Consider the following 22,101-nt stretch of genomic DNA (forward strand, 5'->3'; position numbering starts at 1 on the left):
ATGATCACTCGATTTTGGAACATCCTTCTCATCAGCGTACTGGTCACGGCGTGCAGTTCAACCGGTAACAAACAAAGCTTGGGTGCCCTGTTGGGTGGCGCGGCCGGGGCGTTGGTTGGCGCCAAGGTCTCGAAGGACTCTAACCGGGCTGCCAGCGTTGCAATTGGCACCGCCGTAGGAGCTTTGGTCGGCTATGGAGTTGGACGCTATCTGGACGATCAGGACCAGCAGCATCTGGCCGCCGCCACCGTCAAAACGGCAGAAAGTGGCCAGACGCAAGAAGTACGTAATAGCGAAACGGGTACGACTATTCGCACCACGCCGGTATCCAGCCCTTCTCAGGCGTCGAGTGACGGTTGCCGGACGGTCAAGCAGTCGGTCGAATTACCTGATGGGCGCCACGAAAGCGAGGACGTTCGGCTTTGCAAAGGACCGAATGGCTGGGAGGCAGCATGAGCCCCGCGCGAGCGCTGGCGATTGCGTTGGTCAGCCTTATGTCGGCCAACGCTATGGCAGCCATGAAGGAATTGGAGCTGCTGACGCTGCCAAAGTATCCTGGCATGACGGCGATTCTCGACTACGGTTCGGAGGGTTGCGACGAGACTCTGTTTGTCTCGATAAGGGCCTTTCAAAAGAGCAACCTGGCGGATGGTAAGGCGGTGCGTAAGGTGATGGCCTGGGCGCAAATGATGGCGCAGACGGAATGCCCTCAGTCGTCGGCCATTGAATTGGTGGCCGGGGTTGATGGCAAAGAAGTCTACAAGGGCATTGCGCACAAGGCCAATGGTTGGATATTGACCGAGGTCAAGCCCCCCAAGCCGAAGGTACAGGCGAAGGCCTCTCCTGCTGCGCCTCCAAAGGTAAAGGCGGTGGCGGAGGATGGTCCAGCAGGTAGGGGCGTTGAAGCTGTCGCTCTCGCGGAGGGAGGTCCCAACCCGCCCAGTGAGCCCGATGAGGCGCTACGGTCGCTTCCTGTCACGCCATCAACGGTTGTCCCTGTGGCGCAAGATAATCCCCCCGTCAGCGGCCAAGTCGGTATTGCAGCCGGACAGCATACTGGGGCTGCAAACCAAGCGCCGGCCGACGGCGATGATCCCGGCGAAATTAAGCAGGGGAGTAGTTTAGCCGGCTTACCCACCAAGCAGGCCCCAACGTCGTTGTATCTTTCATCCCTGGAGCAGCTACGTCTTGCTGCGGAGCAGGGCGACGCCAGCGCTCAGTACGTTCTCGGGGTGAGGTACGGCTTAGGCCAGGGCGTGGCACAGGATAGACAACAGGAGGCCACCTGGTATCGGAAAGCTGCGGAACAAGGCCACTCCGACGCTCAGTACTATCTCGGGGGGATGTACGCGGAGGCCCAGGGCGTGGCACAGGACCACCAGCAGGCGGTCTCTTGGTATCGCAAGGCAGCGGAACAAGGCCACTCCCACGCTCAGTACGATCTCGGGGTGATGTACGCGAACGGCCAGGGCGTGGCGCAGGACCCACAGCAGGCGGTCTCCTGGTATCGCAAGGCCGCGGCACAAGGCGACGCCAGCGCTCAGTACAATCTCGGGGTGATGTACGGCTTAGGCCAGGGCGTGGCACAGAACCACCAGCAGGCGGTCTCTTGGTATCGCAAGTCAGCGGAACAGGGCGACGTCAAGGCTCAGTACAATCTCGGGGTGATGTACGCCAAAGGCCAGGGTGTGGCACAGGACCCACAGCAGGCGGTCTCCTGGTTTCGTAAGGCCGCGGAACAGGGCGACGCTAGAGCTCAGTACAATCTCGGGGTGCTGTACAAAACCGGTAAAGGCGTGGCACAGGACCACCAGCAGGCAGCCTCCTGGTATCGGAAGGCTGCGACACAGGGCGATGCCAAGGCTCAGCACAATCTCGGGATGCTGTACGACACCGGCAAAGGTGTGGCACAGGACCACCAGCAGGCAGCCTCCTGGTATCGGAAGGCTGCGACACAGGGCGATGCCAAGGCTCAGCACAATCTCGGGATGCTGTACGACACCGGCAAAGGTGTGGCACAGGACCAACAGCAGGCGGCCTCCTGGTATCGCAAGGCTGCGGAACAGGGCCACGCCGACGCTCAGTACAATCTCGGGGTGCTGTACGACACCGGCAAAGGTGTGGCACAGGATCAACAGCAGGCAGCCTTCTGGTATCGCAAGGCAGCGGAACAGGGGCAAGAGTCAGCCCAAAAGATCCTTAATTCTTACTAAGCAAGTGAATGGGCTACGCGTCGAGTGAAAGTCCGTAGATGGCCGTTCTCTGCCGGTCGTAACTACGGCGTGTGCTGGTCCATTCAGTTTTCAAGCTGCGAAACACGTGCTCCATCGGGGCATTATCCCAGCAGTTTCCACGAGGAAATTACCTGGTTGCTGTAAACCACTTTTTTGAGTTGTTAACCTCAGTGGTTTACAGATCAAAAAATTGGTTTACAAGGTGTCTAGCGAATCCACTGTGATTCAAGGTGCGTTGACGATGTCGCCTAAGGTGAAATGGACCTTGTCGCGCCCACTGTTCTTGGCCGCATACAGCGCCTTGTCGGCTTCGTTGAGCCAGTCTGCGGCGTCGGTCATTGCACTGCAGCACGATGCCAAGCCGATACTCAGGCTGACTCGCAGCTCAGGCAGTTGCTCATTGCGGTAGTTGCCCATTGCCCCTCGCAGTCGCTCCATAATTTCGCCGGCCTGGCTCAGTGGGCTGTTGGGCAGGATCACACAGAACTCGTCTCCACCACAGCGACCGGCTAGGTCACCTTGGCGAAGGTTTTTCTTAAGTTCGGCGCTCAGCTGGCGTAGCACGCTGTCGCCAACGAGATGGCCGTAAGTGTCGTTGATCTGTTTGAAGTGATCGACATCAATGATCGCGATCACCGTTTCGAAGCTCTCCTGCCGGCAGGTGAAAAACTGCAGGTGAAGCAAATCCTTCCACGCCCCATGATTGAGCAGGCCGGTGAGACTGTCGGTACAGCTCAGGGCGCTAAGACGGCGCTTGTGGTCGGCGAGCTTAATGGCCAGGCGATAACAGACCCAGCCCAGCGCTAATGGGTAGAGCGTCAGCATCGGCAAGCAGGCGTAGATCTGTAGGGCGGTTACAGTAAGTTGCACCTGCGGGCCGAACAGTGTTATCGCAAGCAGAATTCCGACAACTTGGGCCAGCGCGCCATGCACGAATAAACGCTGGCCGCCTGCAGCGACGTTGTTCATCGTCATCATCGAAAGGATGGTGACGGCAGGCAACGGATTGAACTGCATGGTCGCGGTCCAGAACCCGCCCATCACTGAGTCGTAGAGTAAGTTGCGCCGCTCCGCCTGATACGGCTCACTAGCACGGGTGGCCAATTGATAGGCCAGATGCGGCCAAACCAAGCCGTTGAAAAGCAACAGTACCCATACCCATCCCGGCAGGCCCAGCGGCGCAATGGCGGCCAGTACGCTCAGCATGCCAATCGCCAGGCCAATAAGGCGTGGCAGGTAGATTCGTTTGGCAAAAGACTGTCCTTTGCCAATCTTATTTTCCATTATCCCATCACCATTCATGTTTCGCTCCCTCGATCGTTATTGTCTACTGCAGGAGTCACCGCTAATCGCATAAACATTCTTCAATATTAACGCGAGGGTGAAGAGCGACCTTGCAAGCGCTCTCAAGGCTTAGGCAAACCGCTCTGACTCCTGGCCTGCCACGATCGTACAAGCCTCGCTGGCCTTTCGATCATAATATTGAATCGCCAGCAGAGCGACTTCTGAATCGGTCCTGGTTTCATAGGCACATCTGACGGGCTGTTTTTGGCCGATTCTGTTGAAAAAGTCGGTTCGCCCAAACAGCCTGGTCATTGACTGGTTAAAACGCCTTTTTTGCACACTGCTACGTGAAATCTGAGTCCGGAAGCCTCTTCCGAAAGTAAAGATTTCAATCTCGGACGCATACTTTTCTGCTGCGGAAACCATGGTCGACTTTTTCAACAGAATCGGCCGATTGAAGCCGGTCGCGAAGGGCTGCAAGATAGTCCGTCCCACCTTCAACGATACTGGTAACGGTTGGGGCGCGACGTACGTGCCCCCAACCATTCAAGCAAACATAAACGCATCAAGTTCATCATGACCGGTGATCAACACCGCAGGAGAAACACCCAAAGGACCAAAGCCACGCTGCTCTGCATCAGCTTCGCATTGCGCTCAACATCGAACGCAGCCGTCATGAGGTCGCCCAATGGCTCTCATTTGTATTGGTCTAATGAAGCCAGACACCCATTTAGGCGAGAATGCTCGCCAAATAGGAGTGCCTGATGAGTATAAAACGTCGCTCCAGTAACTTTACTTCGAGCAAGCACTACTCGCGCTGGACAGCGCTAAGGAAGCATTATGTCCGCTTTCAATCTCAACGAATTTCCCACGTTCTTTTGTGCATACAACTGGTCGAATGCGAACCATAAGGCACGAGGCTATCCGGGCGACATATACCCCGACTTCCCATGGATGAAATCATTGGAAGAGCGAGGCGCGTGGCTCACAGTACAGTCTGAAGTGGCTGCCGCGCCGACGGACTACGTCCGTGAGCTTCTCGCGTGGGGAGCTGGCAAGAATGATCCCCGAATGAGGTTTGAAGTCGGGTTGGGCAACGTGTCGCTGCTGGGTATCTTCCAGCCGGTGGTTGCCAATATTGATGATCCAAAGGCCGCAATCACTGCAGCGCTTCAGATTCCCGGTTGCGGGTTGACCTACGCATCGAAGTTGCTGCGCTTCTTGCGGCCGAATTTGCACGCCAGCCTTGATGGGCGCATACGCGAAGCAATGCTCAAAGCCGGGTTGCTGAGCAGGATTTACGACAGTAATGAAAATTCGATGGTCCGAGGCTATGTCGCATTTCAGGGATTTTGCGCTGACTTGGTTGCGCGACTCGATGCGGCGAAGATCGCACGACCGGGATGCAATCTTCCGGCGGCGCCAACGGCGACAGGCTGGCGAGTGGCAGACGTAGAGATGGCGCTGTTCGCATGGGCTGACCGCTCGAATCCGGGAGCAGGCCCTGAGGGCCAGATAGCTACCCCTGAGTGAAAAAATTGCGGCCCGTACCTGGGCCGCAATAAGGGTTATCGGTCGTTCAAAACCGTTACTTGCTCAAAAGACCCGCACGGCACCGGCAGCTGTGGGAAGGAAAATCCATCCTTGTGCTATCGGTTTGCCCGACGCCATTTGGATGGCCCTGGCATAAGCTTCGAGCTGGCCGATGTGCTCGTCGGCCAATTCATCCCAGCGCGCCATCGGTGAAGGGTTCGATTTGTGATCGATCAGTACCCAGCCTTCATGGGTATCTAGCAACAGGTCAATACGCCCGTTCAAGACCTGACCGGTCTCCAACACTTGTTGTACCGGGTATTCAGCCATTGCCCGTGAGCCCGGCCACCGAGATTCAATCCAGTCGTGGAATGCACCCACTTGATCGTGAAGCTGCTGTGCACTCAGATTTTCGAGAAGGTCATGGGCCGCCAGCAGGCGGCGAATGTCCTCCAGGACGATCGGCTGATCCGTGTCGGCGAATGAAAGACACATACTGGCGTGGATCGCGGCCCCCAAGACGCTCATTACCGGGCTGCCCTGAAGCACGATACGTGCCCCAATCTGGCATTTATCGCGATGCGTAGAAAAGGTGCGTGTTTCGCTACTGGAAGGCCGGAATGTCAGTGGCAGTCTCGGCTCACTGGCCGGACTCGGTGCAAACCAATGAAGTGTTTCAGCGCTGACATCAACTGGAATCGGTGAGCTCCGCGGTGAGAGCTTTTGGGTGTTGGCGAGCAGCGTTGAACCGCCGGGCAACGTCAATTGTTGTTCGCCCTCCGGGAGTGTCAACCAAGGAGCGTTTACGCAGTTGAGCCATGGACCGCTCATTTTTCTAGCGGGAGATGCAATCACCAGTAGATCGCGGGCACGGGTCATGCTGACGTAGAGCAGGCGCTTGGCCTCTTCTGTGGCCTCGTGCTTGAACATGATACCTGCTTCAGAGTTCGCAATCTTTTCGGCTATGGGCACTTTCTGCTGTTTGCCAAGCGGCCATGGCCAGTAGCGAATGAACCGGTCATGCAACGGCCTGTGCGGGTCGAAAATGCTGTTTGAGCGTGCCGAGACAGACCACAAGCGATCCCCGAAATCACGCGCCAGATCCATCAAGATGACCACGGGCCATTCCAGCCCTTTGCTGGCGTGATGGGTCATCACCTGCACAGCATCCAGAGCGGGTACCGGTAGTGCATCACTTTGGCTCTTCGCGAGTTCGTCTAGCCAAAGAATCAGGCCGGAAATGGATGCGGCGCCCAGCCCATTTCGACAAAGTTCCTCATGCTGCTGGGCGAGGTCGATCAGCGCATCGAGGTTGGCCAGGCGTTGTTGTGCTTGAGCCGCAGAGGAGGACCAGGCAGTGACGAGGGACAGGAGGTCGCATTCGGCTATAAGGCGTTGCAATGCTTCCTTGGGCGTTATCAGCGCGAGGTCAGCACGCAACAAAGCGATTGCGGCGACCACCGGGTGGGCGGCGTGGTCTTCAAAATCTTGCTCACGCCACTGTGCCTGCGGATGTTCCGCATCCAGATAGCGCAATCGCTCAGAGACCCAGGCTTCGGGCTCCTCGGTGCCGGTGAGTGAAACGATCTGGGCAGAGGCCAATGTATCGGCAGAATCATTCAAACGACGCAAACATGCCAGCGCCAGAGTCGCCTCGGCACTGGCCAGTAATCCCGGCTGAGCTGTCGAGCAGTGGAGTCCAGCTTGGGCAAGGGCGCTGGCTACTTTGGTCACGTTGCTGTTTGAGTAGCAAAGGACCGTGATATCGCCAAGGCGAACATTTCTAATGGATTTACTGACGTTATCGAATACAGGGTGGCCTTGATCGATCAGTTGCTGGATACCTGCTGCTAATGCCTCCATATGCTGAACGACGTTACTACCGTCCAGGCTCCAGTTAGCGAACGCCGGTCCGGGCAGACGGTCCTGACGAGTGGGTGAAAGCCGTACCTCAGGTGCTGCCAGGTCGGGTTCGAATGCAGGCGCAAAAACGTCGTTGACCAGCTCTACCAGTTCTGGCCGAGAACGCCAGGATTGAGTCAGGACCTCTTTTTCTCCGCCGAGTTGCGGAAGTGACTTGAGGATGGCGTGCATCAAGGCGCTGTCACTGCCGCGGAAACCATAAATGGCCTGTTTGATATCACCCACCCAGTAAACCCGTTTAGCCAACTGCGACAATTTCAAGAAAATCGCCAGTTGCATCGGACTGGTGTCCTGGAACTCATCGACCATGACCAGATCCAGCTCTTCCCCCAGTACCTGGGCTACTGCAGGGTTATCCAGCAATTTAAGGAGTGCATGCTCTTGGTCTGCGAAATCGAGCACGCCCAGTTCACGCTTGGTGTCGCCATAGACCTTCACAACACTGATTGCCAGGCAAAACACTTGTTCGAGGTAGTCCTGAATGTCGTTGTGCAGCGTTCGACTCTCGGCGAAGCGCGCAGCGGTTTCACCTATACGCTCGACCAACGGCTTGAGTTTCTTTTCCGGTTCGGTCTTCGACAGCTTTGCCCAGTCACTCCAGCGAGCGCTGTCCTGACACAGGGACCGCTGGAAATCCTTGAGCAACGATATGTAGGTGCGCGTGGTGCCGACTTTGCTATCAGCGGCTATCAATTGAGCGAGCACATCGGGAATGGTGGAGAGCAGTTCATGCTTCAAGTCTGATTTTGCAGGTGCCGGAAAATGGGCAAGCAGTTCATCGACATTGCGCTTGGCGAAACCCATGGCTGACTCGAGGTCAATGTCATTGGTGCGTAGCTGGCCAAGTATCTGACGCAGATCGTCGAGCCAGTTGTGAGTTTTGAATTCTCCCGTTTGCTCGTTTATTTCCAGGCCCATACGACGAGCAACAGCGAGGAAACGTTCCAGCATCTCGCCATTGAGTACACGATCGATGGCCTGGTTCAGCAGCACTTTTGCCTGGCTGTCTTCCAAAACACGTTGTTGAGGCGGCATGCCAGCCTCAAAGGCAAATCTTTCCAGCAACTGGCCGCACAGACTATTCACTGTGCCGATGCGCGCCAGGCCCATAGCTGTGGCCAGTCCTGTGTTGCCTTGTTTGAGCAGATGGCCACGAACCCGCTCGCGCAACTCCGATGCCGCCTTTCGGGTGAAGGTGGTGGCAATGATGCCGGCCGGGTCGACATGGCCACTGAGCAGTTCCTGATGAAGGATCTCTGTGAGCCGGTGGGTTTTGCCACTGCCTGCGCCGGCGCTGATGAAGGTGATGCGAGGTGGCGTCGGCATGCTCATTGCTCCCACCCGACAAGAGCCAAGTAGTGGTTATAAGATTCTTTGAGGTATTCCATCGACATTGCTCCAGCAGGCGGGACGGATAGTTCGTCCTCTTCGATACCCTCCAAGGCAACTTCGAATACTCCACCGGCAATCTGCGCCTGACGCCATGCCCATGTTGCTGTAAAGCTCTGCCACAGCTCGCGCGTGGTGCCCGGTGGATTTGCTGGAATGCACTCAGAGTCCGCGAATGCTCGATCATCCGGCGTTAGAAGGCGGGCGGAGTCGAGTATGAAATACCCCACTGAAGGCATCGATCCAGTGGTCTGGCGCAACAGTTCGGCATAGATCGCCAGTTGGAGGTGCCGATTGCCCTTGAGTTGGTCAGGATATGTCTTGCCTCCGGCCCACTTCATGTCGACGACCGCTTGATGGCCATCCGCTTTGGTGATGATAAGATCGGCTGATCCGGCCAGCACGCCCCCCGCAAACTGTCCTTCAAGCTGTATTTCGCAGATAACGCTTTGGACTGACGCGGCCGAAAAATGAGTCAGCAGCTGCTTCAGTGCCTGTCGCACCCGGTGGCGAAAGGAAGCCAGGTCAGCACCACGGCCGTCCATCAACAGCACCGCGCCTTCCTCTCTGATCACTTGGTCAAAGTGGACCGCGAACCAGGCTGAAAAATCGCCGTCACTCATGTTCATAGCGTGCTGCGAAGTAAAAAAACGCTCCGCTATGCGATGAGCCAACTTTCCCTTGAGCTGAAAACTCTCGCCCAAGGTGAGGCTTTGCGAAGGGCGAATTCGCGCTCCGTAATGCAACAGCCATTGATAAGGGTTGAACAGGAGCAGATTCAAACTGGAGAAAGACGCTTTTTCCATCGTTGACAGTGGCGTTCGGTCAGGCAGCTTCCACCAGCGTTTGCGCAACGGCAGAGGAGCCAGCCGATGAGGTTGGGACAAGGGGCCTGGGGCAATCAATAGCGCTTCCAACACCTCGACCTTGGGATGATCGACCAGCGTTTCCACCATCTGCCATAAAGGATGGCTTTCCTCGCTCTGTCGCCCGAGTACCAGGACCAAATGGTGGTCGGCGGCCAATAGGGGGCGTAGCCAGTCCTGGGAGGCTTGGGCAAGAAGGGTCGCGCCCGTTGGCACTGCCACACCCATTTCTTCAAGTTGTTTGAGTTCTGCGTTGGACCACACCGAATGGCCGGGGAGCACCGGCATGCTCATGTTCCACCACACCACAGTGTCCACATGCTCGATAGCCGCTCCGGGGCGTGAGATCGCCAGTTGCGCCCCCACTTGCGCCGCCAGTAAGGGGTTATCGTTTCCAGCCGCGGTAGCCTGTTCCACCATTTGCTGCAGCTGGCGTGGGCGAAGCAGATACACACCCTGCGCGACAAGGGTTTCAAGTGCTTGCTCGATGGCTGTGCACTGTGCGTGGCCTGCGTGTGATGCGAGATGGTGTGACGCTTCTACGCGCCCCATTCGCCCTTGGAAGAATCTGCTCAGCCGTCGGACTCGCCCCAGCACGTCCTCCAAGGGTGCGCCCTGGTCTTTGCTGTATGTCGGGCCCTGTATCCAAGCGGTTATGGATTCCAGAACCTGCGATGCTTCTTCCCCATAGTACTGGCTGATACCGCCTACTACGTCCTCCCAGAGGACACCCTCAATACCGGGAGACGCAGCAATCTTGGCCGCCAGCTTGCGACGAGCATGGGTGCGAATCGGACATATTGAGTGTGTGAGGAATTGCAGAAGAGCTGGATAGTTCAGAGGCGCCCAGAGCAGCTCCATTGCCAATGGCAACACCTGGAGCGCAGGCCGCAATGTGCTTGCACTGTCGAGTCCCTGCCGAGCCCGGCTGGCGCCAACCATGTGTGCATCAAGGCAATCACCTTCCTGGCTCGAAACCAGCAGTAGTGAGTCGATGTCCTTAAACGAGCGACTGAGCCAACTGGCCGCGAGGGAGCGGGTTTGTGCCTGTACTACGTGTACTGTGCCGTCGTCCTGCCAGATGAGCGGGTCAAGCTGTTCGCCAGCAATGCTTCTTTGAAGCTGTGCTTGCAGCTGTCCTAGAAAGCCTTTCGCCCGGCCTGAAGGTCGCTCGATGGATGCATGCGGAAGGCATTGGAGCACGGCTTGCCAGGCGCGCGGGTACGTTTGCCAGTCATCCGCCAACAGGATTTTTTCAATGGGCGTGCGACGCGTCTGCAAAGTTGACGTTATGCGTAGCAGGCGCTCGCCCACCGAGGGCGCGACACAGTGCTTTGCTCGCTGTTCAACATGGGCGAGATCACTGATGCGTGCGCTTCCATGAGGGGAGGCATTGCCATCCCAGCCGTGTAGATATAGATCGTCACGCCACGAGAGCAGTTCGGCAGCCACGCCCAGTTCATCGGCCAGGAAACTGGCGAGATAGAAGCGTTTGTTATCGGCACCTTCCGCAAGACAATCTCGATACGCTGCTGCTCGCTGGACGGCACAAGGCTGTAGCGCAACCAGCCCAAGCTGTGTTTCGAGAATTTCCAACAACCCCCGCGGACCCACTGTCACAGATCCAAGGCGATTGCCAGGCCGTATCGGCCGCTGGCCATCGAGTTGCATGCCAAATGTAATCCGCATATCAGACACGTTTACGCTCCCTGCTGATTTTTAATCTAGAAGCCCCGCGAAATATGGCTTCGCGTCCATTTGTGCCGACAATCCATGCAAGCGAAATCCTGCGTCACCTCATGATCCGTGACTGTCACCTGCTGCGATTTCCGCTTGCCCGTCAGCCGATCATTCACAATTTGCTCCACGGATCGCACTTGATAGACATTTTCCCGGTAACCGGTGAGCTTTATCGCACGATGGTGGCAGCGTGGGCACTCTTTGTTTTTCTGCTGTTCAATCCAGAGAATTTGCACATGCGGTACAACCCAGATCAATGAGCTCAGCAGCGCGAGAATGATGGCCAGATCGGACGCGCTACTCGATAGGCTTACTTTCGAGAACACCGGGATCAGGCACAACCCGCCCAAGATACCGAGCCATACCAGGCCCCAAATCAGCCGCTGGCTGCACAACGATCGATAACGTTTCTCGCGGCGGTTGATGTGCGCGGCGAACGAATCATCCTCCTTATGTGGGGCAACTCCGGTAACCGCGTCCGTGTACTGGGTCTGATCGAACGCATTGTTGTAAAACTGCCGGGCTTGCAGCTGTAGCTGGATGCAAAACTGCTTGGGTAGCAGCATGTATTCATTCTTTTCGGTCGAGTACAGCTTGAGTTTCAGCGATGCTGCGTCACACAGCGTGCGCAGCTGGCAAGGCGCGGGGTCCAAAAAAAATACGCCGATTTCATACAGGTCTCCACGGCGGTACTCGCAGGCCTTGTTGGGGAAGTAGTTCAGTTCGATTCGCTGGTCATCCGTCAGTACAACCAGTTGCGAAGGCAGCCAGCCGCCCGAGCGCGACGTCTTTATTTCAAGATCAAGAATCAGATGGTCCGACGTCCGGCGAATACTGCGACGCCAGGACAACGTGAGTTCATTCGCCCCCCCGCGATGGCGGCAATGGCGCAGGTGCTCAATGGTGGTCAAACCCTCGAACTCATCTGTTTCAACCGATACGTAGTCTCCTTTGATACTCATCATTGCCCCTCTGGAAGTACGTTGCACGTGCTGAAAAATGTCGCTGAGGTATTCAGTTCGACGAGTCCGAATCAGTGCCTTTTGCCTTGGCGATCATGACGTCCAGTTGAGCAAGAAAATCGTCTACGTCGATTTCTACAAACTCTCCGCAGGACGCAGCGATGATTTTTTCGGCAAACTCGGCGCTGTATTCGAGGGGCTGATAATCAGGGTGAGTCTTATCCAGGGTTTTGAAAAACCACTCTCCCTCCACTTCTTCGCCCACCAGGCATTCGAGTTCCTGCAGGCCCAAGAGCGCCGATTGGTATTGCGCCTCCTCAAGTTGCGGATAGTTACGGACTACGGCGTGTTTCAGGTCGATGGCGCACATGCCGTTCGCAGCAAGGTCAACTATTAGGGTCTGCATCGGACTCAAGCGTTTCATCGTTCACCTCAAGAATTCAGTGGGTGACCCTCGTTCCTGGAACGAGGGCAGAACTTCCCGACGTCAGGCGGCCACAGCTACTCGCTGAAGGCCGAGGTCATAGCCGATCATGAACAGCGCTGCTTCGAGGGCGCGCATCGGATCGTGGGGGGCGGCGACCGAATGGAAGGGGCTGGTTTTCGCTGCCGGGTGCGCCAATACCGCGCTCAATACCCAGTTGGCGCGCAGATTCCAGAGTGCGTGATGAGCGCCCGAGCGCAGCCCTTTGAAGTGGAGATTGCCGGTACCTGGATTGCGACATTTAGGTGCCGTTGCGTTGGGCGCTTCTTTCGCGGCTGCCCAAGGGAAGCACAACGCCTCCGGCACTTTCAGGATCCCCTGAGATTGGCAGTATTTCACTACAAGCCAGCCGAGCGCTGCGGCGACGCGGCTGTCATATATGACGAAATTTTTGCACAGCAGCGAATAAACCTTGGTCATTCCAGAGTTGAAACGCAGATGCTTCGAGCGCAGAACTGGAGCCAGTTCATCGCCGGCATCCATTGCTATCTGTACTGTTTTCAGCAGATCCGCCAGTCCTTCCTTGTTCGCTTTGAGCCAGCTCGCGTTACCCGCGCTCACGCCACCCCAGCTCATTACGTCAAGCGAAGCATCGACAGCGCGACTGTCATTTTCTTTGATGTTTTCGAGATCCTTGCGCAGTGCCGCGAGGGCAAGGCCATTGCTCGTAGAGCAGTTACCGGGATTGAACGCCAGTCGCGAGTTTCCCGGATGATTCCAGCGGTAGCCGGTGAAGGCATCGAACAAGCTATTGCACGACCATTGCGCCCCCGAACGACGATCAACATACTGGTGTGTGAAGCCCGATTCAGAGTCGAGTTCTGTCGCGAGCCAGTCAATGAACTGAGACACATGTGGACGGGCTAGGTAAGTTTGGCGATTCATGAATACTCCTGTGGGCTGGCACTACGGTTAGCGAGATTGCGTGCCAGCCAGAGCATAAAACCATCAGATAGGGACAGATCGTGTCCGCAATAGGATGACTGTGGAAAATAAAGTGGATTTGTTTGATCGCCGAGATTGTCTGCGCAAGATTTTGCTTGAGTACAAGGATCCGCAGTCGACCACCGTTCTGCATGAGCGTCTCTGCTCCGAGTTAGCGCTTGAGAACCACATTCCCAGAAGTACGCAACGGGATCTTGATGCATTGGAACGCATCGGGGATGCCAGGCAGGTCAAGCAGGACTCAGACCTGCGAGCCAATTTTTGGGAGTGGGCAGGGCCGGGCCTTGATCTGACGCTCTTGCCTACGGAGGCCATGACGGTATCGGCCATCATCGATCATGCGGCTCGTTTTGGCCTTCAGGCGCCACCCGAAATGCTGGGGAAACTGCGTAAATACGTTGATGGCGTCATGAGCAAGGGACCTCGCCGAAAGCTGGAGTGGGCCAAGCGCATCACCACGGGTACACGCTTCACGGTGTTGCAACCCGGGCGATCCGATCCCGCTCACGTGGCCAGGATTCAAGATGCTCTTCGATACAATGAGCCGTTGAAGGTCACATACCTGCCCCGGGATGCCGGAGGCGTCGAGTGTGTCTACCACCTCAAACCTCTAGCGCTCTCTTACCAAGATTCGAACATCTACCTGTCAGCCTACGTGCTGGAGGAGGAGTGGCCAGAAGGCTGTACACCCGAGCCCGGCGCAAAGCGCGGCAAATACAGCAGCAATGGTCCTAAAACACTGTGCGCGCTCATGCTGCATCGCGTGGTGGCCGTTACTGAAAGCAGTAGGGTGGTTCCGGAGCCTGAGGACTTCGACGTCAATTCGCTCGAAATGCAGAGACACCTCATGACCATTAATGGCGATGAGCCTATTGAGCTCAGGCTTCGGCTGGGCGCCAACTTGCACAACCGACTTACGGAAAATCCGCTGGCGGATGACCAGACCATGGTGCAATCGATTGACGGAAAATGGGATCTGAATTGCACCCTACGCGATACTCAAGGCCTAAGGCTCTTTCTGCTAAGCAATGCGGACGAGATCGAAGTGCTCGGACCTCTAGTGATTCGTGAGCATATGCGAGAAACACTACGCCGCGCTGTGACTCTTTATGCTGATGATTGAACCGGTGTATTGCGGGAAATGTAGACCTGCTTAACCACCTGCGACGGGGCAAATGTAAGTCAATTTCAGCATTCGCTACCCAACTGAAAGGAAGTGGATTGCATGGTTACAGATGTGACGTCTGCCATTAAGAATGCCAACTGTTTGATTGTTGACGTAGCAGCAAGCGATACGTGTGAACTGCTATGGGTCGAAACTTCCTGCCCCTTGATCCTGTGTGCCCCACGATCGATACTGAGTTATGGACGATGACTGTTGAATTATTCCGAGCAATCCCCGAAAGCAAGCTGGCCGAATCCTCTGAAGGGTACCAACGCCAGAGTACTCTGCGAATTCCCAGTAATGTTCCTTACGTTGTCGATAACCTTTGGGAGTGGCTGCGCCCGGATTCAATGCCATCGCGCCGGCATGCCGTTTATGCCAGTGGGACCCCTGAATTAGCTCTGGAGAACGCCAGCGCCCCGCTTGCCAACGGCGAATGCTACGTTGCATGCCGAGTGGTCGTCGGTGCGGATGAGATTCGCGTGGCACAACTTCTAGTGAGCGATGCTCGTAATCATGAAGACATCCAATTGATTTCTCGCTGGCTCAGTCGTTACAGCCGGGAGTTCACCGAGATATCCTTAGCCAAGAGACAGATTTTGGCGCTGTTGTTTAGCCCAGGGCTGCGGCAGAATGAATTAGAAGAGCTGCGACAACAGAGTCAGCTAATTCAGAAGCTTTGCGCTCATGTACAGGAACACTCGACGCTCTGGCCCACAGCATCCGCAGCTCCGAATGCAACTTCAGGAGAGTTGTTTTTTGAATTGCTTGACTCCGCCCTTTACCGACTCGAACCACTCCCAGCAGTTAAAGCTCGGTAGCCGCTTTCCGTGATCACTTGGTTTGTGTGTTGGGGTTGTGCCGTGTGCGGTTGATGATCTCGTGCAGCCACCGCCAAGGAGAGGGAACGACCCAATGCGGTATCGTGAGCTACTGCATCGGATCGTTGATTCGAACGCCCCTACACCAATCCACGTGAGTACTTTGTCGTCCGTGTGACAGACTTTTTTCGCAGAAGAAATCAGAAAATTGAATCGGTCCTAGTTTCGTAGGCACATCTGATGGGCTGCTTTTGGCCCAGAGTGTGTAAAAACGACTCCGTGAACCCTTGCTATGATTTCTGAGGAATTTCATCGCAGGGATCGCCCATGAAGCGTTTTATCCAAGGTGAACATCGAGGCCAAGGCACCTTACTTCCCGAGAGCCTCGACGATTACGTCAGCGATACCAATCCGGTGCGTGTAGTCGATGTCTTCGTAGATGAACTCGACCTGATCGTCTTGGGTTTTGACGGCGCTATTCCAGCTGACACAGGCCGGCCTGCTTACCACCCCGCAATCCTGCTGAAGATCTACATCTACGGCTATCTCAACCGTATTCAGTCGAGTCGACGACTGGAACGGGAAGCCCAACGCAACGTCGAGCTGATGTGGCTGACTGGACGTTTGATGCCTGATTTCAAGACTATCGCCAACTTCCGAAAAGACAACAGCAAGGCCATCCGAGGCGTCTGCCGTCAGTTCGTTGTGCTCTGTCAACAGTTGGGACTGTTCGGAGAAAATCTGGTCGCTATCGACGGCAGCAAATTCAAGGCCGTCAACAACCGCGACCGCAATTTCACCAGCGCCAAACTGAAGCGACGAATGGAAGAAATTGAATCGAGCATCAGTCGTTATCTGGCCGCACTCGATACTGCCGACCGGCAAGAACCAAACTCCTCTGAGCCCAAGGCTGTGCGGCTGGAAGAGAAAATCGCCAAGTTGAAGACGCAAATGAAAGAGCTTCAAGCGATCGAAATCCAGCTCAATGAATCGCCAGATAAACAGGTCTCACTGACCGATCCAGACGCCCGCTCCATGATGACGTGCGGTACGGGAATCGTCGGCTACAACGTGCAGACAGCGGTCGATACGCAGCACCATTTGATCGTTGCGCATAAGGTGACCAACGTCGGTTCCGACCGCGATCAACTCAGCTCGATGGCCAAGCAGGCCTGCGAGGCAATGGCGTCAGATACGTTGTCGGTAGTGGCTGACCAAGGTTACTTCAAAAGCGAACAAATCCTGGCTTGTCACGATGCCGGCATCACCGCCTATGTGCCCAAGCCGATGACCTCTGGAGCCAAGGCTGACGGGCGTTTCAATAACGATGCCTTCATCTATGACGCGGCAAAAAACGAATACATTTGCCCGGCTGGAGAGGCGCTGATCTGGCACTATTCCTACGTTGAAAAAGGCCTGAAGTTGCATCGTTACTGGAGTTCGAAATGCCAGGGTTGCGCGTTGAAGTCGCAATGCACCCCGAGCACGGAGCGACGAGTTCGACGCTGGGAGCATGAAGCCGTGCTGGAGGACATGCAGCTTCGGCTGAGCAAAGCGCCGGAGATGATGCGAGTTCGAAAACGGACGGTTGAGCATCCCTTCGGGACGCTCAAACAATGGATGGGTGCGACGCACTTCCTGACGCGAAAGCTGGCCGGGGTGAGTGCGGAGATGAGCTTGAATGTGCTCGCCTACAACTTGAAACGGTTCATAAAAATCATCGGTGCCAACGGTTTGATGAAAGCGCTGTCAGCCTAAGAAAGGCTGACTTTGGCCCACCCCAAAGGCTGTAAAAACAGCGCTGACGTGTTCCAGGTCGCGACCGATGCAACACGCAGCATTGACCGTGCGATCGCACCGCCAACGAACGTCGATGCTCCAGGAAGATAAGGTCATGAGCGTTTTTATACACTCTGGGCCGTTCTCTGCCGACCCTGGTTACAAAGCGTGCCGGTCCAATTCGATGCAATCGGTGGTCAGAACGACTGCAAATGACTGGTCGGGTCGAATGCAAACCGGTGTGGCAGTCTAGAGAACCCCCGTATACGGTGGCGAGTCTGTGAGATTTTGGAAGGGGGAGAGCAAGCGTTCAAGGCGCGTGCTCGGCGTAGGCGTCCGGCCAACACACCTTCCTGACCCCAACGCTTATGGCGAAGATGGACACCATTTTTAGTCCTAACAAGCGGATTGCCATGCGCCAACGAACCTCTTATCCCAAGCCCTTCAAAGCCCAGGTCGTCCAGGAATGCTTGCAACCGGGCGCCTCGGTGGCCAGCGTCGCCATGAGCCACGGCATCAATGCCAATGTCATACGCAAAAGGTTACCGCTTTATCGCGACCAACAACTCACAAACTTGCCAGCGTTTGTTCCTTTGAAACTGGAACCGAAAATTCAGGCTGGGCCGGAGAAATCGATCAGCATCGAGGTTCCGTATGAGGAAAAAAACCTGACAGTGAAATGGCCTGCGTCCGATCCCGAGGGCTGTGTCCGGTTCGTTCGCGGACTGACGCAATGATCCGCATCGACTCCATTTGGCTCGCCACCGAGCCCATGGACATGCGCGCCGGCACCGACACCGCGCTGGCGCGGGTCATGGCGGTGTTCGGTGCGGCGAAGCCGCATTGTGCCTATCTCGCTGAACTGTTCCGGGATGGCCGTTACTACGATGCAGACGGCTGGCCTTAAGATTCCAGACCACATCCATATTGAGCCATCTGCTCACGGATCATTTCGACCTCATCCTTGGACTCCTGCGTTTTCAACACTGTGGTAAGCGCCTCGAACAGCAGCAAGGCTTCTCGCAACAATCCGCAACTCTTGCCCGCATCCCCGGCCGTGTTCGCAACAGAAGCGAGAAGCGCCAAGGTAACGCCGACATAGCGCTGCGCCTCGGGCGTGCCCAGTTGGGCGGCCAGTTCACGGTTGATAGTTAAACTTTCTTGATACAGCTCGCCGGCATGCACCCAGTCGCCCTGCGCCCACGCCGCCTGCCCAACATGCTGCAACGCAGTCGACAAATCGCGCTGTGCCTCAGGTGTACCCAGTTGCGTGGCTACTTCACGATTGATCGCCAGGCTTTCACGATACTGCTCACCGGCTTGCGTCCAATCGCCCTGCGCCGCTGCCGCCACCAAGCCCACTTTATCCAGCAAGACCGACAAATCACGCCTTGCCTCGACAGTTCCCAATTGCGTGGCCAGTTCACGACGGACCGCTAGCGCCTCGCGCATCAGTTCGTCGGCTTGGGTCCAGTCCCCCTGCAGCCGTGCCACTGCAACCGCAACCGCTCCGACATTTTCCAGTGCAATCGACAAATCTCGTTGCGCCTCGGTAGTCCTCATTTGTGCAGCCAGTTCACGACGGATCGCCAACGCTTTTCGATACTGCTCATCGGCCTTCACCCAGTCGCCCCGCAACCGCGCCACTTTGCCAATATCTTCCAGTGCCACCGACAAATCACACCATGCCTCGGGCGTATCCAGCTGCATGGCCCGTTTCTCGGCGAGTTCGCAGCGGATTGCCATAGCCTCGCGATACTGCTCGTCGGCTTGTGGCTTGTCGCTCTTCAACCGCTCCAGCACGTCGATACGCTCGAGGGCAATCTCCAAATCGCGCCACGCTTCGGGCGTATCCAGTTGCTTGGCCAGTGCTCGGCGGATAGCCAGAGCCTCGCAATACAGTTCGTCGGCCTGCGCTCTGTTGCCCTGCAATCGCGCAATCATGTCGACGCTTCCCAGTGCAATTGACAAATCGCGCCATGCCTCGGGTGTATCCATTTGTGCAGCCAGGTCGCGACGGATCGCCAGAGCCTCGAGATACAGCTCTTGAGCTTGCGCCAAATCGCTTTGCTCCTGTGCCACCACACCGACTTTCTCCAGCGCTATCGACAAATCACGTCGTGCCTTGGGCGTACCCAATTTTGCGGCGAGCTCCCGGTTGATCATTAGACTTTCGCGAAACAAATTGTCAGCTTGCACCAAATCGCTCTGCTCCCGCGCCACCACGCCGACTTTCTCTAGCGCTATCGACAAATCGCGTCGCGCCTCGAACGTACCCAGGTGCTTGGCCAATTCGCGGTTGATCGCCAGGCATTCGCGATATCGTTGGTCGGATTTCGCCCAATCGCACTGCTTCTGCGCCACCGCGCCAAAACGCTCCAGTGACGCCGACAAATCGCGCCACGCCTCAGGCGTACCCAGCAAGCTGGCCAGTTCACGGCTGATCGCCAAAGCCTCGCGATACAGCTCTTCGGATTGCGCCCAGTCGCCCCGTTCCTGCGCCAACGAGCCGACACACTCAAGCGAATCCACCAAATCGTGCCGCGCCTCCGGCGTACCCAGCTGAACGGCCAATTCGCGACTGATTGTCAGTGCCTCGCGAAACAGCTCGTCAGCTTGCGCCCACTCTCCCTGCACTTGTGCCAATTCTCCGATGAGATGCAGCATCACTGGCACGAGACTTCTTGCTTGGGGGATATTCAATTGGTCAGCCAGTTCACGACGGATCGCCAACGCTTCACGATACAGCTCGTCAGCCTGAGACCATTCACCCTGCGATTGCGCCAGCTGGCCAGCAACACCCAGTGCAATCGATAAATCGATCCGCGCCTCGGTCGTGCCCGTTTCAGTGACTAGTTCGCGTGACCGTTGAAGGATCGCTCGGGTAAGAGTTATCGTTTTCGTCGGCCCGAACCAGGCACTCAATGCCTTCCTCACCTCATCCACATTGACCATGGGAAAGCTTTCAATATTCCAGCGTTTGGCCAAACCCTCTTCAAAGCGCACAGCAAGTTCCGCTGCACGTGCAAAGTCACACCCCTGCCTGGCGGTCAATGCTTGATGCACCAGTTCGAGCAAAGCTCGGCCAGCATAGTGGCGTATTGCCTGTTCAGGATGGTCCTCGGCCAACCCAACCAACACGCACCACACGGTAGTCCGCTCCTGCGCAGACAGTTCCTGCCAGCGATCAGGGGTATCAACAAAAGAAATCGCGGTAGCAAGCAGAACTCGCTCAATATCGCTCGGGTTACCCACATGCCCCCCAAGTAGAGCAAAGGCGGCCTCTCGATACGCGCGTTGCGCAAACCCTGCCACGCCACCATCAACGCCGACCACCAAGCGATGTGGATACTGAGCACTCTGAATCCCATCCGCTGCACCACTCAAATCCAACGCTTGTGCCGTGGCTGTTGTCAGCTGGCAGAGAAACTCCATGCCCTGCACGGAAGACAGGGCAACAGCTTGCCGGACAGTTTCAGGAGTCGAATCGCTCTCCAGACGCTCAAGAATCAACGCTACCAGGCTCGTTGCACGAAGCTCGATCTCCGCTCGCGCGTGCGGCGTGAGTCCTCCATCACCTTTACATCGCCAGGCCGGCGACCGGCGCACAAGCTCTACCAGCTCTATGAGAACCTGAGGGTTACCGTCCGCCTTGCCTAGAAGCAAGGCCACATCCGCAGGTGGCAATCCTGGCAAACCTGACCGCAAAAGCTCAGCCAAAGCAGGCTCTTTCGGCAGATCGATCAACAACCCGCCACGAGCTGATCGGGCATCTTTTCTGAACGTAGAAGCACAAGTACGGCGCTGCTTTTGCCTTGCGTCGTGAGTCCACTCAACCGCCCAATGCGTCAGCACCAAAAGCAGTGGCCAGCCATTGAGGTGGGCGCGAAGCCACAAATCACTTAGTAGACGCAGCGCGCCTTCATCGCCGCCCTCGCATGCGAATTGCGCGTCATCGCAAAACACAACGATGGGCAATGGTGTCAATTCGGGCCCAGGTGCCAGCAGTTCGGTAAGGTCAGCCAGAGTGTGAGTCAGGATGTCGTCGGCACGGTCACTCTCTGCCCGAATCAAGTCTAGATTTCGTTGTTGCTCTTGCAGCTGATATTCCTGACGAACCGCATCTGCCGCTCTCTTGCCCTTTTCGGCGTACTGCAGAAAGAGTTCCAGCGCGGTGGCTGCGATACCGAGCCCCGGAATGGACTTGACTGCTTCAATAAGCAACGTCTTCCCCAATTCCGTTCCCGCATCGATACCGGCACCCTTTAGCCGCTCACGCGCAGCAGCTGCACGCCTTGCATAGAACACGGGGCCAAGATGGGGATCCAGGGTCGCTCGGTGGGTGGCCATGTCATTACGAGCAGCGTTGCGTACGATAGGGTCTGACAGGCGAAACCCCCACCACAGGAACGGCATCGGACGCTCTTCCAGCTTGAAACTTCTGTAGTGGTTTTGCACAGCCGGATCCGCCAGGTGGGGTGCAACACACAGATTCTTCCCAACGAAGAGCGACGTATCGTCAGGCCAATAGTTCTGCGGGTCGTACTGGGCGGCAAGAACGCGGTACAGCTCTTGGGCGAGCCGAGTCTTCCCCATCCCGCGCTCCCCCAAAATCACAGTAAGCCGAGGGCCTTGTCCAGCTTGTACCTCCTGAAACCTGCTGACGAGCTGCGCCAGCTCTTGAACACGCCCACAGAAGGTGTCTCGCCAATCACTGACGTCAGCCATTGCGGCATTTCCTTGGGATCGAAGGAGTAACGTGAGCATGTCACTGAGCAGCACTGAGATGAAAAAGCTCAGAAAATCGCGGTCGTTTCGCCTGTGAGTAACCCAGTGATCACATGACGATTGGCCTCACATTGCCCTTATTGATGATTACCCGATATTTAGAATAGTCAGCAATTTCATCGGCGAGGCAGATGATCGCCTCAGGCCCGACCAAGGGTGCAATGCCGTGATCGCCGTCATAAATAGGT

At 56.4% G+C, this 22,101-nt stretch carries 16 protein-coding genes; 8 read left to right on the forward strand and 8 right to left on the reverse strand.

All coding sequences use genetic code 11. The features are described 5' to 3' along the window. Positions 1-456, forward strand: coding sequence for a YMGG-like glycine zipper-containing protein (locus AC3IX1_RS06910; RefSeq protein ID WP_489387617.1), 456 nt, complete (start codon positions 1-3; stop codon positions 454-456). After that, positions 453-2,213, forward strand: coding sequence for a tetratricopeptide repeat protein (locus AC3IX1_RS06915; protein ID WP_489387618.1), 1,761 nt, complete (start codon positions 453-455; stop codon positions 2,211-2,213). The genes AC3IX1_RS06910 and AC3IX1_RS06915 overlap by 4 nt, the downstream gene beginning before the upstream one ends. Positions 2,214-2,459: 246 nt before the next feature. Here the strand turns inward: AC3IX1_RS06915 and AC3IX1_RS06920 are convergent, their stop codons facing one another. Further along, positions 2,460-3,518, reverse strand: coding sequence for a diguanylate cyclase (locus tag AC3IX1_RS06920; RefSeq protein WP_489387619.1), 1,059 nt, complete (start codon positions 3,516-3,518; stop codon positions 2,460-2,462). 129 nt (positions 3,519-3,647) lie between these two features. Beyond that, positions 3,648-3,998 (reverse strand): hypothetical protein, encoded by a 351-nt coding sequence (locus AC3IX1_RS06925; protein WP_489387620.1) that lies wholly within the window; start codon positions 3,996-3,998, stop codon positions 3,648-3,650. A 360-nt stretch (positions 3,999-4,358) separates the two neighbouring features. Here AC3IX1_RS06925 and AC3IX1_RS06930 point away from each other — a divergent pair, with 360 nt between their 5' ends. Continuing rightward, positions 4,359-5,051 (forward strand): hypothetical protein, encoded by a 693-nt coding sequence (locus AC3IX1_RS06930; protein ID WP_489387621.1) that lies wholly within the window; start codon positions 4,359-4,361, stop codon positions 5,049-5,051. Positions 5,052-5,114: 63 nt separating this feature from the next. Here AC3IX1_RS06930 and AC3IX1_RS06935 read toward each other — a convergent pair whose 3' ends face one another. The 5 genes from AC3IX1_RS06935 to AC3IX1_RS06955 all read right to left on the reverse strand — a co-directional run bounded on the left by AC3IX1_RS06935 (position 5,115) and on the right by AC3IX1_RS06955 (position 13,300). Continuing rightward, positions 5,115-8,300, reverse strand: coding sequence for a UvrD-helicase domain-containing protein (locus AC3IX1_RS06935; protein ID WP_489387622.1), 3,186 nt, complete (start codon positions 8,298-8,300; stop codon positions 5,115-5,117). A gap of 2 nt (positions 8,301-8,302) precedes the next feature. Further along, positions 8,303-10,918, reverse strand: coding sequence for a PD-(D/E)XK nuclease family protein (locus tag AC3IX1_RS06940; RefSeq protein ID WP_489388695.1), 2,616 nt, complete (start codon positions 10,916-10,918; stop codon positions 8,303-8,305). 35 nt (positions 10,919-10,953) lie between these two features. Further along, on the reverse strand, positions 10,954-11,934 hold the full coding sequence (locus AC3IX1_RS06945) for a hypothetical protein (RefSeq protein ID WP_489387623.1): 981 nt from the start codon (positions 11,932-11,934) through the stop codon (positions 10,954-10,956). Between the two features lie 49 nt (positions 11,935-11,983). Continuing rightward, positions 11,984-12,355 carry a hypothetical protein gene (locus AC3IX1_RS06950; protein ID WP_489387624.1) on the reverse strand — a complete coding sequence of 124 codons (372 nt, stop codon included), beginning with the start codon at positions 12,353-12,355 and terminating at the stop codon, positions 11,984-11,986. Between the two features lie 63 nt (positions 12,356-12,418). Beyond that, positions 12,419-13,300 (reverse strand): hypothetical protein, encoded by an 882-nt coding sequence (locus tag AC3IX1_RS06955; protein ID WP_489387625.1) that lies wholly within the window; start codon positions 13,298-13,300, stop codon positions 12,419-12,421. Between the two features lie 112 nt (positions 13,301-13,412). On the opposite strand from AC3IX1_RS06955, the gene AC3IX1_RS06960 reads away from it, so the two are divergent. The 5 genes from AC3IX1_RS06960 to AC3IX1_RS06980 all read left to right on the forward strand — a co-directional run bounded on the left by AC3IX1_RS06960 (position 13,413) and on the right by AC3IX1_RS06980 (position 18,032). Further along, a complete protein-coding gene (locus AC3IX1_RS06960; protein ID WP_489387626.1) occupies positions 13,413-14,483 on the forward strand; it encodes a helix-turn-helix transcriptional regulator in 1,071 nt (356 codons plus the stop codon). A gap of 248 nt (positions 14,484-14,731) precedes the next feature. After that, positions 14,732-15,346 (forward strand): hypothetical protein, encoded by a 615-nt coding sequence (locus AC3IX1_RS06965; protein WP_489387627.1) that lies wholly within the window; start codon positions 14,732-14,734, stop codon positions 15,344-15,346. Positions 15,347-15,673: 327 nt separating this feature from the next. Continuing rightward, a complete protein-coding gene (locus AC3IX1_RS06970; RefSeq protein WP_489387628.1) occupies positions 15,674-17,104 on the forward strand; it encodes an IS1182 family transposase in 1,431 nt (476 codons plus the stop codon). A gap of 434 nt (positions 17,105-17,538) precedes the next feature. After that, a complete protein-coding gene (tnpA, locus tag AC3IX1_RS06975; protein WP_489387629.1) occupies positions 17,539-17,862 on the forward strand; it encodes an IS66-like element accessory protein TnpA in 324 nt (107 codons plus the stop codon). Further along, a complete protein-coding gene (locus AC3IX1_RS06980; RefSeq protein ID WP_489387630.1) occupies positions 17,859-18,032 on the forward strand; it encodes a transposase family protein in 174 nt (57 codons plus the stop codon). Before tnpA ends, AC3IX1_RS06980 begins: the two co-directional genes overlap by 4 nt. On the opposite strand, the gene AC3IX1_RS06985 is transcribed toward AC3IX1_RS06980, so the two are convergent. Further along, positions 18,029-21,853 carry a tetratricopeptide repeat protein gene (locus tag AC3IX1_RS06985; RefSeq protein WP_489387631.1) on the reverse strand — a complete coding sequence of 1,275 codons (3,825 nt, stop codon included), beginning with the start codon at positions 21,851-21,853 and terminating at the stop codon, positions 18,029-18,031. The genes AC3IX1_RS06980 and AC3IX1_RS06985 overlap by 4 nt on opposite strands. Between the last annotated feature and the right edge of the window lie 248 nt (positions 21,854-22,101).

It is taken from the genome of Pseudomonas sp. KH_046_2 (genome assembly GCF_057838985.1).

Bases quoted from the DNA above. Each gene is read 5' to 3' on its own strand.
- AC3IX1_RS06910 (WP_489387617.1), top strand. From the start codon at position 1: ATGATCACTCGATTTTGGAACATCCTTCTCATCAGCGTACTGGTCACG.
- AC3IX1_RS06965 (WP_489387627.1), top strand. From the start codon at position 14,732: ATGACTGTTGAATTATTCCGAGCAATCCCCGAAAGCAAGCTGGCCGAA.
- AC3IX1_RS06915 (WP_489387618.1), top strand. From the start codon at position 453: ATGAGCCCCGCGCGAGCGCTGGCGATTGCGTTGGTCAGCCTTATGTCG.
- AC3IX1_RS06950 (WP_489387624.1), bottom strand. From the start codon at position 12,355: ATGAAACGCTTGAGTCCGATGCAGACCCTAATAGTTGACCTTGCTGCG.
- AC3IX1_RS06970 (WP_489387628.1), top strand. From the start codon at position 15,674: ATGAAGCGTTTTATCCAAGGTGAACATCGAGGCCAAGGCACCTTACTT.
- AC3IX1_RS06980 (WP_489387630.1), top strand. From the start codon at position 17,859: ATGATCCGCATCGACTCCATTTGGCTCGCCACCGAGCCCATGGACATG.
- tnpA (WP_489387629.1), top strand. From the start codon at position 17,539: ATGCGCCAACGAACCTCTTATCCCAAGCCCTTCAAAGCCCAGGTCGTC.
- AC3IX1_RS06935 (WP_489387622.1), bottom strand. From the start codon at position 8,300: ATGCCGACGCCACCTCGCATCACCTTCATCAGCGCCGGCGCAGGCAGT.
- AC3IX1_RS06945 (WP_489387623.1), bottom strand. From the start codon at position 11,934: ATGATGAGTATCAAAGGAGACTACGTATCGGTTGAAACAGATGAGTTC.
- AC3IX1_RS06940 (WP_489388695.1), bottom strand. From the start codon at position 10,918: ATGCGGATTACATTTGGCATGCAACTCGATGGCCAGCGGCCGATACGG.
- AC3IX1_RS06930 (WP_489387621.1), top strand. From the start codon at position 4,359: ATGTCCGCTTTCAATCTCAACGAATTTCCCACGTTCTTTTGTGCATAC.
- AC3IX1_RS06955 (WP_489387625.1), bottom strand. From the start codon at position 13,300: ATGAATCGCCAAACTTACCTAGCCCGTCCACATGTGTCTCAGTTCATT.
- AC3IX1_RS06985 (WP_489387631.1), bottom strand. From the start codon at position 21,853: ATGGCTGACGTCAGTGATTGGCGAGACACCTTCTGTGGGCGTGTTCAA.
- AC3IX1_RS06920 (WP_489387619.1), bottom strand. From the start codon at position 3,518: ATGGAAAATAAGATTGGCAAAGGACAGTCTTTTGCCAAACGAATCTAC.